Genomic DNA, 10,512 nt, shown 5'->3' on the forward strand with positions numbered 1-10,512 from the left:
CGGCTTCGGCACGCCGCTGGCCCTGGCGCTGGTCGAGCGGCGGACCGACTGGTGGCGCCGGCTGCGCCCCGCCTGGGGCTGGGCGCTGATGCTGGCGATCGTGCTGCCGTGGTGCATCGCCATCGGCGTCGTCAGCCACGGCGATTTCTTCACCCGCGCGGTGGGCAACAATTTCCTGGGCAAGGTCGCCTCGGGCCAGCAGGCGCACGGCCTGCCGCCCGGCTATCATCTGGCCGTCTTCGCCATCGCCTTCTGGCCGGGTTCGCTCTTCGCGGCCATGGCGCTGCCTTATGTCTGGGCGCGGCGGCGCACGCCTTCCGTGCGGTTCCTGCTCTGCTGGATCGTGCCGCACTGGCTGGTGTTCGAAGCCATCGCGACCAAGCTGCCGCATTACGTGCTGCCGGCCTATCCGGCCATCGCCCTGCTGACGGCGGCCGCGATCATGGCCATGCCGCATCGCTGGTCATGGCCGGCGGCGCGCTGGGGCAAAATCGTGCTGGCGGTCTATGGCGGGCTGTGGTTCGCCATCGGGGTGGCCCTGTCGCTGGCCGGTCCCGTCCTGCTGTGGCGCCTGCAGCACCAGGTGGTGCCGGCGGCGCTGATCGTGCCGGTGGGGGCGCTGCCGCTGGTGGTGGCCGCCGCCTGGTTCGTGATCGGCGGCCACGTACTGCGCGCCGCCATGACATCCATCGCGGCGGCGGCGATCATCCATGTCGGCCTGTTCCTGACCGTCATCCCCAACCTGCAGGCGATCTGGCTCAGCCCCCGCCTCGCCGCCCTGGTCGACGACTACCGGCCATGCCCGGATACGATCGTGGCGTCCGCCTCGTTTTCCGAACCCAGCCTGGTCTTCCTGGTCGGGCAGAATACCGCCCTGGTCGGCCCCGCCGGCGCGGCCGACCTGCTGCGCGACAACCGCGCCTGCGGCCTTGCCCTGGTCGATCGCCGGGACGAACCCGCCTTCCGCGCCCGGCTGCGCCAGGACGGGCTGGACGTGACCGAATTCGGCCGCGTCGCCGGTCTCAACTACTCGACCGGCAAACATCTCGATATCGGGCTGTTCGGGCCGGCGACCCCCTGAATCGCCGCCGACCGCCCTTCGGGGCGCGTCGCCTCAGGCCACGCGGTCCGACATCGCGGTGGCCAGCATCAGCGCGGCGACGGCGGGCAGAAAGGCGACCAGTTGCACGAACGACGCAAAATGCATCGAGCTGGCGACCAGGTTACCGATTTCCTGAATAAACATTATCCGAATTCCCTTGGATTTGATTGCGGGCGGAACCAACACGGAATCCCGTCTACACGCAACACAAAAGAACTTGGGGTCTGATAACAGGAAAACGCATAGTAATCTCTAAACGAATAGTCTGATTACTCTTTGAACAGGACCAACTTTATTTTCCCTGCTGAACAAGCGGCTTGGCACGTCCCGCTGATGACCGTTTGGGCGCCGGCTCCCCCGACATGGCGATCATCGGATAAAGATGGTCAATAAATATGCAATCTGCACATTTATTGACCTTTCGGCGTTTTAACCGAAAATCGTGCCTTGCGTGCCCACGACGTGCTGACGCGCAGCCCGTGCCAGGCCACCAGGCTGTCGCACAGGAAGGTCGCCAGCGCGCCCACGGTGCAGGCCAGCGCCAGCGCGAACATCATCACCAGCCACGACGCCACCGCGGAATCGCGCAGACTGCCCAGAAACAGCACGAAGGCCGCGCCACAGGTCGATGCGCCGCCGACCGCCCCCAGCAGGATCGACGCATCCAGCAGCAGCGTCCGGCGGTGCAGATGCGTCAGGTGCCGGTGCAGATGCAGCCGCTCGGCCCGGTTCGCGGCCGCCTTCAGGGCGTCGGTGGCCTTTTCGATATGGTCCGACACGCGGGCCAGCCGCGTGTTGAACAGGTTCAGCAGCGTCCCGATCCCCGACAGCATGAAGATCGGGGTCAGGGCGGTCTGGATCAGGTGCGCGACGCTGTCGACCGGCTCATCGGGCAGCAATCCGGGAAAAGGGGACAAGGCAGGGTCTTTCCGTGGCGGGTAAAGCCGCATGATGCAATCCTGGCCCCACCCGTCAATGTGCTGCCGGCAGGGTCGAGTTCCCGGTCCGCCACACAGGGCGTCTTCGCCGAACCGGTGTTCGGCGGAAACGCTTTATGTTATTATTTTGTCGAGTATCCTCACGCGCTCAAACGATTGCCCGACATGACCCAAGACCCGGCCAGCCTGCTGGCGACCTATACGCTGACGCTGTCCTGCCCCAACCGGCCGGGCATCGTGGCGGCCATCGCCACCACGCTCTTCGAGGCCGACGGCAACATCACCGAGGCCCAGCAGTTCGACGACGTCGAAACCGGCCTGTTCTTCATGCGCGTCGTCTTCTCCTGCCGCGCCGACGCCGAACGCACCGAATGGCTGCGCGCCCGGCTGGACGCGGTGGCCGCGCGCTTCCGCATCAGTTGGACATTGCATGACCGCGCCCAGCGCCGCCGGGTCCTGCTGATGGTGTCGAAATTCGACCATTGCCTGGTCGACCTGCTCTATCGCTGGCGCATCGGCGAACTGCCGATGACCCCCACCGCCATCGTCGCGAACCACCCGCGCGACACCTATGCCCATATCGACATGGGCGACATCCCCTTCCATTACCTGCCCGTCGCCCAGGACACCAAGGCCGCGCAGGAAGAACGCCTGTGGTCCCTGGTCCAGCAGACCAATTCCGAACTGGTGGTGCTTGCCCGCTACATGCAGGTCCTGTCCGATTCGCTGTCGGCGCGCCTGTCGGGACAGTGCATCAACATCCACCATTCCTTCCTGCCGGGGTTCAAGGGCGCGCGCCCCTATCACCAGGCCCATGCCAGGGGCGTCAAGCTGATCGGCGCCACCGCCCATTACGTCACCGCCGACCTGGACGAAGGCCCGATCATCGAACAGGACGTCGAACGGGTCAGCCATTTCGACACGCCCGACGACCTGGTGCGCAAGGGCCGCGACATCGAACGCCGCGTGCTGGCCCGCGCCGTGCGCTACCATCTCGATGACCGGGTGATCCTCAACGGCCACAAGACCGTGGTCTTCGGCGACTGACCCCTCGCCGGCAACGTTTCTTTATCGCACCGACCTGCGCCGTGCCGGATGAAGCCATATTGACTTGGCGCATGGACTTCCTAGTGTCCTGCCCGAGAAATTCTTATGAGAATTTCTCGGATCAGCAGGCCACTAAAATATTGATTCTAGTGTCCTTTCGATTCCAAAATTCGCTTGCGAATTTCGGAATCAGGACACTAGACTCGCGCTCGGTCTTTACCGGCGGCGGTCCGGTCCCGCGGAGGGATCGTTCCGGACCATGACGGTCCAGCGCCGGCGGATCGCGGAGCAGGAATATTGTCTTCACTGGCCGGCTGGGTCCTGACAGATGGCCGCTTATGGCGGCGCTGACCGACACGCCGCGCGCGTCCCGCTCCAGGCCGGACGCCGCGCCGTCGCTCGATCATTTCGTCTGCGTTCTTGATGCGTCCGGTCAGGTCGCCGGTTGGGGCCCCGACGCCGAACGGCTGATGGGCTACAGCGCGTCCGACATGCTCGGCCGCCCGTTCGCCGCGCTGTTTCCCCTCTCGTCGGACGGCGCGCCGTCGCCGGCCGACATCCGGACCACCCTGCTGGCGCGCAAGACCGGCGCGCGCTTCCCTGCCCGGGTGGAAATCCGGCCCCTTTCCGGCATGGTCCCCGGCACGGCGGACACGCCGTTCTCCTGCGCGCTGGTCTTCGACATGTCCGCGGCATCCGACGACCTGTCCGATGGGGCGGCACAATCGATCCTGCCGCATGTCTCCGAAGGTGTCGCCCTGTTCGGGGCGGATCGCGGCCTGCATTATTGCAATCCGCGCTTCGCCGAGATCCTCGGCCTGACGGATATGGTGCTCCGGCCCGGAACGCCGCTCGACGCCATCCTGGCCTCGCTCTCCAGCCTCGGCGGCGGCACGCTGCATGGCGGCGCGTCCCCGGGGCAGGCGACTCTGGCTCAGGCGACTCTGGGCCAGGCGATTCCCGACAAGGCGCCTTTGGACGAGGCGACCGCAAACGACACGTTCCCGCATGACGCCCCGCCGGGGGGACTGCTTCGGGGCGGTGCCGAAATCCAGCGCCTCGGCCGGGCGGTACGCCTGTCCTGGACCGGGTTTTCCGACGGGCGCATGATGCTGCACTGCCACGACGTGACCGACCTGCGCCGGGCCGAAAGCCGCGCCCGCTTTCTCGAACATCATGACGACGTCACCGGCCTGGCCAATCTCCAGGGTCTGCAGACGCATCTGCGGACATTGTGCCACACCGAACCCGACGGTTTCGCCATCTTCTATTTCGACCTGTTCGGCTTCAAGCGCATCAACAACACGATGGGCCACGCCGCCGGCGACGATCTGCTGCGCGTCGTCGCCGACCGCGTCCGCCGGGTGATGAACCCGTCCGACATCGCGGCCCATATCCGCGGCAACAAGTTCGCGCTCGTGCTCATCGCGAACCTGTCCGAATCCGCCCTGCTGGACCAGGCCCGGCACCTGCGCCTGGTGCTGTCGCGCCCGATGTCGGTCCTGGGGCACGAGGTCACGGTCGGCGTGGGCATCGGCATCGTCCGCTTCCCCGGCGACGGCACCGATTGCGGTACGCTGATGTGGAACGCCGACATCGCCCTGCAGCACGCCAAGGATCGTTCGGGTGACGGCATCCGCTTCTACGAACCCGCCATGGACCGCCTGCGCCAACAGCGCATGGATCTCGAACGCGACCTGCAGCGCGCGCTGGCGCATCATGAATTCGTGCTGTTCTACCAGCCGGTCCTCAATGTCGACAGCAACCGCATCGTGGGGGTCGAGGCCCTGATCCGCTGGCAGCATCCGACCCGCGGCCTGCTGGCGCCCGGCGCTTTCATCCCGGCGGCCGAAAGCATGGGCCTGATCTACGATATCGGCATCTGGACGCTCGATGCCGCCTGCCGCCAGGCGACCGCCTGGCCCCGGCATATCGTCGTGTCGGTCAATGTCTCGGCCGCCCAGTTCCGCCATGACGGGCTGATCGAAAGCGTGGCCGGCGCGCTGCGCCGTTCGGGGCTCGATGCCTGCAGGCTGGAACTGGAAGTTACCGAAACCGCGATGATCGACGACGTGCCCCGCGCGGCCCGCATCCTGCGCCGCCTGCGCGACATGGGGGTCCAGATCGCGCTCGACGATTTCGGCACCGGCTATTCCTCGCTCAGCTTCCTCAACAGCCTGCCCTTCACCCGCATCAAGATCGACCGCAGCTTCGTGCGCAACCTGGGCGACGGCAGCGGCGACGGGGCGGCGATCGTGCGGGCGATCACCGGCCTGTGCAGCAGCCTGAACGTGATCGCCACCGCCGAAGGCGTGGAAACGCGCGAACAGTTCGATTACCTCAGGCGGGTGAATTGCCCGGAAATCCAGGGCTATTTCATCAGCCGCCCATGCCCGGCCGCCGACATCCAGCCCCTTCTGGACCAGACGGATTGACCTCTTCCTTTATCCTCCATCTTCCGAAAGGAAAGAAAAAACCCTGATTCTTTATGAGATTTTTTGCTCACTCTGCAAAAATCTCCGAAAACGTCCAAAAGTTTTTTGGTTCTTTTTTTCAAAAAAGAACGAAACCCCCATCCGGACAAGGAGAAAACCCAAATGCTGGCCGCATTATTCCTGGCGGTGGTGCTGATCTGGGGCACGACATGGTTCGCCATCCATGTCCAGGTCGGCGCGACCCGGCCGGACGTGGCGATCTTCTGGCGCTTCCTGATCGCCGCGCTGACGATGGGGGCCTGGCTGGCGCTGTCGGGGCGGCTGCGCCGGGTGCCGGCGCGGTTGCATGGCTGGCTGGCCCCGATGGGGGCGTGCATGTTCTCGGGCAATTTCCTGGCGATCTACGATGCCGAAACCCTGCTGTCCAGCGGCATGGTCTCGGTCATCTTCAGCATGGCCACCCTGTTCAACACGCTCAACCAGTGGCTGTTCTTCCGCCGGCGTCCCGACGGGCGCGGCATGGCGGGCGGCTGCGTCGCCATCCTGGGCGTCGCCGTCATGACCGGCGTGGGCCAAGGAGGCATGGGCCATGGGGGCATCGATGCGCGCGGGGCTGGGCTCGCGCTGTTCGGCACCTTCCTGTTCTCCTGCGGCAACATGCTGTCGCGCCGCGCGGCGGCGGCGGGGACCGACCTGCCCAACGCGGTGTTTCGCGGCATGCTCTGGGGTTGCCTGTTCCTGGCGGTCCGCCTGCTGGCCACGGGGCACGGCTTCGCGGCCCCGGCCGACGCGGCCTGGATCGCGGCCCTGCTCTATCTCGCCTTGCCGGGGTCGGTGGTCGCGTTCCTGGCCTATCTGCACCTGGTGCACCGCATCGGCGCCGACCGCGCGGCCTATACAACGATCCTCTCCCCCGCCGTCGCCCTCATCATCTCGGTCGCGTGCGAGGGCACGCGCTGGACCGCCAACATGACCCTGGGCATCGCCCTGATCCTGCTGGGCAACCTGGTCACCTTCGCCCGCGCCGACCGGCTGCTCCGGCGCGGCACTGTCTAGAACGGATCGCGATCGGGTGGACGCATATCGATCCGCTCGAACATTGGACCGCCGGAAAGACAGGCCGGGCTCTGCCCGGGCCCGGCAGGGGGTCGCAGCCCCCGGCACCTCCAAGCGGCTGGTCCTTTTCTGGACGCCGTGACCCGTCAGTTGCTGGCGATATGACCTTTAATGGAAGGTCTCTCGATCCTGGCGCGTATGGAAAACGTCAGTGATGAAAAGGGCTTCCTGGGTCACTTCATAGCGAATTTCGTAATCATCCACGATGAATCGTCTGACCTCGCGCGGAGCGAATCCAGGAAGGAGCGCCCCCATGCGGGGAAACTGCATCAGCACGTCCGGCGCAGCCGCCAGCCGCCGCATCACACGCGCGGCGGCGTCCGGATGCTCAAAATCTGCGGTCAGCGTCTGAAGATCGGATACGGCCTTGGCTGTCCATTGGTATTTCACTGCCCTGGTTTCGGCAGCGGCAGAGGGGTCCCCTTGTCGAGACCGTCAGCCCATGCCTTGACGGCTTCGGCGCTGACCAGCCGGCCGGCATCCACGTCGGCCAGGGCCCTGCGTGTTGCCCTGTCCTTTTCTGCCTCATAGGCAAGGTAGGACGCTACGGCCTCCCGCATGACCCATGACCGGGGTCGTTCGATGGATTCCCCATAGCGATCCATTGCGTCCACCAGATCAGCGGGCATTTGCACGCTGACCACCTGCTTTCCCGCTGAAGGCTTGTCGCTCATGCCACCCTCTTAGTTGGCGTTCATAACGAATATTAAGGGATGGCCTGACCCGTCTTCAAGCGCGATCGTTCGGCCGGCCGGTCACCCGATCGTGTGAAGATGCTCCACTCTACAGGCTCACGCCCATCCGCTGGCTGAACCACACCATCACCAGATACAGCCCGACCGTCAGGCCGCAGCCGGCGCCCAGCGACAGGGCGAAGGACACGCCGTGGCGCATCATCCACGGAATCAGCAGGAACATCGGCAGGGACGGAATGACATACCAGAAGGTCGCGCCGACATGCGCCTCCATCCGCGCCGGGTCATGCGTCTCCAGCCACAGCCAGATCATGCCGAACACGGAAATCAGCGGCAGGGACGCCACCAGCGCTCCCAGCCCAGGATAACGCCGCGCGATCGTCGAGACCGCCGCGATCAGAATCCCGGACATCACCGCCTTCAGAACGAAGAACATCACGGCCTTTTCCACCCTCGCACCGCATGCCGCCGTCCTGCGGTTAACGGCGGCGCCGCGCGGGCTGGTCAGGGCCTGCTATGCCCAGCGCCAGCCCTCGATCTCGGGCATGTCGCGGCCATATTCGGCGATATAGCGCTCATGATCGACCAGCTTGTCGCGGATCGCCTGCTTGGCATAGGCCGCCCTGGTTGCCAAGCCCGGCACGCGGTCGATGACGTTGGACACCAGGTGGAACCGGTCCAGCCGGTTGCGCACCACCATGTCGAACGGCGTGGTCGTCGATCCTTCCTCGCGAAAGCCGTGGACATGGAAATTGCGGGCATTCGCGCGCCGGTAGATCAGCTTGTGAATCAGTTGCGGATAACCATGGAAGGCGAAGACCACCGGCCTGTCCGGCGTGAACAGCGCGTCGAAGGCGGAATCCGGCAGCCCATGCGGGTGCTGGCCGTCCGATTCCAGGGTCATCAGGTCCACGACATTGACCACCCGCACCTTCAGGTCCGGCGCGTGCTCCCGCAGCAGCTTGACGGCGGCCAGCGTCTCCAGGGTCGGCACGTCCCCGGCACAGGCCATCACCACGTCGGGCACGCTGCCCTTGTCGTTGCTGGCCCATTCCCAGATGCCGATCCCCGCGCTGCAATGGCGGATCGCCTCCTCCATGCTCAGCCATTGCGGCTCGGGCTGCTTGCCGGCCACGATGACGTTGATGCGGTCCCAGCTCTGCAGGCAATGCGCCGCGGTGCACAGCAGCGTATTGGCATCGGGCGGCAGATAGACCCGCACGATGTCCGCCTTCTTGTTGATGACATGGTCGATGAAGCCGGGGTCCTGGTGGCTGAACCCGTTATGGTCCTGCCGCCAGACATGCGACGTCAGCAGATAGTTCAGCGATGCGATCGCGCGGCGCCACGGCACCTCCTTGGCCGATTTCAGCCATTTCGCATGCTGGTTCACCATCGAATCGACGATGTGGATGAACGCCTCGTAGCACGACATGAACCCATGGCGCCCGGTCAGCAGATAGCCCTCCAGCCAGCCCTGGCAGGTATGCTCGCTCAGGATCTCCATCACATGCCCGTCCCGGGCCAGATGGTCGTCGTAGTCGTACCGTTCGGCGTTCCAGGCGCGGCCGGTCGCGTCCAGCACCGCGTTCAGCCGGTTGGAATTGTTCTCGTCCGGCGACAGCACGCGGAAATTCCGCGCCGGCAGGTTCTCGCGCATCACGTCGCGCAACCAGTCGCCCAGCACGCGCGTGGCCTCGCCGAGATCCCCGCCCGGCACCGTCACCGGCACGGCATAGCGGGTGATGTCCGGCAGTTTCAGCGGGCGCTTCAACTGCCCGCCATTGGCATGCGGGTTGGCGCTCATCCGCCGCTCGCCGACGGGTGCCAGCGCCGCGATGTCGGCGAACAGCCGGCCGTTCTCGTCGAACAGCTCCTCGGGCCGGTAACCGCGCAGCCAGCGCTCCAGCGCCTCCAGGTGCCCGGGCTTGGTCAGGTCCGAAAACGGCACCTGGTGCGACCGCCAATAGCCCTCGGTGCGCAGCCCGTCGATCTCCTTGGGCCCGGTCCAGCCCTTGGGGCTGCGCAGCACGATCATCGGCCAGGCCGGGCGCTCGGTCCGGCCCTGCTGGCGCGCCGCCTTCTGGATGGCGGCGATCCGGTCGAACGCCAGGTCCATCGCCGCCGCCATCTTCTGGTGCATCGGCGCGGGCTCGTGCCCCTCGACGAAGATCGGCGCATAGCCATAGCCGCGCAGCAGCGCATCCAGCTCCTCGTGCGGAATGCGCGCCAGCACGGTCGGGTTGGCGATCTTGTAGCCGTTCAGGTGCAGGATCGGCAGCACCGCGCCGTCGGTCCGCGGGTCCAGGAACTTGTTGCCGTGCCACGACGTCGCCAGCGGCCCCGTCTCGGCCTCGCCGTCGCCGATCACGCAGGCGACGACCAGGTCCGGATTGTCGAACGCCGCGCCATAGGCATGCGACAGGGAATAGCCCAGCTCCCCCCCTTCATGGATCGAGCCAGGCGTGGTCGCCGCCGCATGGCTGGGAATCCCCCCGGGGAAGGAAAATTGCTTCAGCAGCCGCCCCAGTCCCGCCAGGTCCTGCGACACTTCGGGGAAATATTCGCTGTACGTACCTTCCAGATAGGTGCTGGCCACCACGCCGGGCGCGCCATGGCCGGGCCCGGCGATGAACAGCACGCTGCTGTCGCGCTGGCGGATGATCCGGTTCAGGTGCAGATACAGGAAATTCAGCCCCGGCGTGGTGCCCCAATGGCCCAGCAGGCGCGGCTTGGTATGGTCCAGCGTCAGCGGCTCGCGCAGCAGCGGATTGGCCAGCAGATAGATCTGCCCGACCGACAGATAGTTCGCCGCCCGCCACCAGCGGTCGAACAGCGCGATCTCCGCCGCCGACAGGGGACCGCCCGTCCCCGTCTCGCTCGCCTTCGCGTCACGCATCGTTGTCTCACTCATCGTCGTTCCTTTCGAAACTTGGCCTTTCGGCAATGGGCCTTTCGGCATCGGGCCCTTCGGAACCGGGCCTTTGGAAACCGGGGGCAGGGGCCTCGTCCGCGCCGTGGCCGGACATCCCGCCCAGGCAATCCGCGACATCGCGACGGATCACGCTTTCCTCGTCGGTGGGGATGACGCGCACCTCGATCGCGCTGTCCGGGCTGCTGATCAGCGGGGCGTGCGCCGCGTTGGCCGCGCCGTCCAGCCGCAGCCCCAGCCAGCCCAG

General features: G+C 66.0%; 10 protein-coding genes and 1 pseudogene. 4 read left to right on the top strand and 7 right to left on the bottom strand.

Annotation, left to right across the window (positions count from 1 at the left end):
* On the top strand, positions 1-1,081 hold a 1,081-nt coding region (locus HUK84_RS05335), incomplete at its 5' end, for a glycosyl transferase (protein ID WP_176639345.1).
* A 33-nt stretch (positions 1,082-1,114) separates the two neighbouring features.
* Here HUK84_RS05335 and HUK84_RS23505 read toward each other — a convergent pair.
* Both HUK84_RS23505 and HUK84_RS05340 read right to left on the bottom strand, forming a co-directional pair.
* Positions 1,115-1,246, bottom strand: a complete 132-nt coding sequence (locus HUK84_RS23505; protein WP_281362735.1) for a hypothetical protein — start codon at positions 1,244-1,246, stop codon at positions 1,115-1,117.
* 266 nt (positions 1,247-1,512) lie between these two features.
* On the bottom strand, positions 1,513-2,019 hold the full coding sequence (locus tag HUK84_RS05340; protein ID WP_246285419.1) for a DUF2721 domain-containing protein: 507 nt from the start codon (positions 2,017-2,019) through the stop codon (positions 1,513-1,515).
* Positions 2,020-2,205: 186 nt separating this feature from the next.
* On the opposite strand from HUK84_RS05340, the gene purU reads away from it, so the two are divergent.
* The 3 genes from purU to HUK84_RS05355 all read left to right on the top strand — a co-directional run bounded on the left by purU (position 2,206) and on the right by HUK84_RS05355 (position 6,578).
* Positions 2,206-3,087: a formyltetrahydrofolate deformylase gene (purU, locus tag HUK84_RS05345; RefSeq protein ID WP_176639347.1), complete on the top strand. Its 882-nt coding sequence runs from the start codon at positions 2,206-2,208 to the stop codon at positions 3,085-3,087.
* Between the two features lie 338 nt (positions 3,088-3,425).
* Positions 3,426-5,522: a putative bifunctional diguanylate cyclase/phosphodiesterase gene (locus HUK84_RS05350; protein ID WP_176639348.1), complete on the top strand. Its 2,097-nt coding sequence runs from the start codon at positions 3,426-3,428 to the stop codon at positions 5,520-5,522.
* A gap of 162 nt (positions 5,523-5,684) precedes the next feature.
* A complete protein-coding gene (locus HUK84_RS05355) occupies positions 5,685-6,578 on the top strand; it encodes a DMT family transporter (protein ID WP_176639349.1) in 894 nt (297 codons plus the stop codon).
* 168 nt (positions 6,579-6,746) lie between these two features.
* Here HUK84_RS05355 and HUK84_RS05360 read toward each other — a convergent pair whose 3' ends face one another.
* From HUK84_RS05360 to HUK84_RS23110, 5 genes and pseudogenes are all read right to left on the bottom strand, one after another.
* Positions 6,747-7,028 carry a type II toxin-antitoxin system RelE/ParE family toxin gene (locus HUK84_RS05360; RefSeq protein WP_176639350.1) on the bottom strand — a complete coding sequence of 94 codons (282 nt, stop codon included), beginning with the start codon at positions 7,026-7,028 and terminating at the stop codon, positions 6,747-6,749.
* Entirely contained in the window at positions 7,025-7,312 is a 288-nt protein-coding gene (locus tag HUK84_RS05365) for a CopG family ribbon-helix-helix protein (RefSeq protein WP_176639351.1), read from the bottom strand. The genes HUK84_RS05360 and HUK84_RS05365 overlap by 4 nt, the downstream gene beginning before the upstream one ends.
* Before the next feature lie 109 nt (positions 7,313-7,421).
* The gene (locus HUK84_RS05370; RefSeq protein WP_176639352.1) at positions 7,422-7,769 is read right to left on the bottom strand and encodes a DUF3147 family protein; all 348 of its coding nucleotides are present in this window, start codon (positions 7,767-7,769) and stop codon (positions 7,422-7,424) included.
* 78 nt (positions 7,770-7,847) lie between these two features.
* Entirely contained in the window at positions 7,848-10,247 is a 2,400-nt protein-coding gene (locus HUK84_RS05375) for a phosphoketolase family protein (protein WP_246285421.1), read from the bottom strand.
* A pseudogene (locus HUK84_RS23110) lies at positions 10,240-10,512 on the bottom strand (hypothetical protein); the annotation flags it as partial. The gene HUK84_RS05375 and the pseudogene HUK84_RS23110, both read right to left, overlap by 8 nt.

The sequence above is a fragment of the Nguyenibacter vanlangensis genome (assembly GCF_013376155.1).
Lineage (GTDB): Bacteria > Pseudomonadota > Alphaproteobacteria > Acetobacterales > Acetobacteraceae > Gluconacetobacter > Gluconacetobacter vanlangensis.

Coding starts and splice junctions, on each gene's coding strand:
- HUK84_RS05375 (WP_246285421.1), bottom strand. CDS start 10,247: ATGAGTGAGACAACGATGCGTGACGCGAAGGCGAGCGAGACGGGGACG.
- HUK84_RS23505 (WP_281362735.1), bottom strand. CDS start 1,246: ATGTTTATTCAGGAAATCGGTAACCTGGTCGCCAGCTCGATGCATTTT.
- purU (WP_176639347.1), top strand. CDS start 2,206: ATGACCCAAGACCCGGCCAGCCTGCTGGCGACCTATACGCTGACGCTG.
- HUK84_RS05370 (WP_176639352.1), bottom strand. CDS start 7,769: ATGTTCTTCGTTCTGAAGGCGGTGATGTCCGGGATTCTGATCGCGGCG.
- HUK84_RS05355 (WP_176639349.1), top strand. CDS start 5,685: ATGCTGGCCGCATTATTCCTGGCGGTGGTGCTGATCTGGGGCACGACA.
- HUK84_RS05350 (WP_176639348.1), top strand. CDS start 3,426: ATGGCGGCGCTGACCGACACGCCGCGCGCGTCCCGCTCCAGGCCGGAC.
- HUK84_RS05365 (WP_176639351.1), bottom strand. CDS start 7,312: ATGAGCGACAAGCCTTCAGCGGGAAAGCAGGTGGTCAGCGTGCAAATG.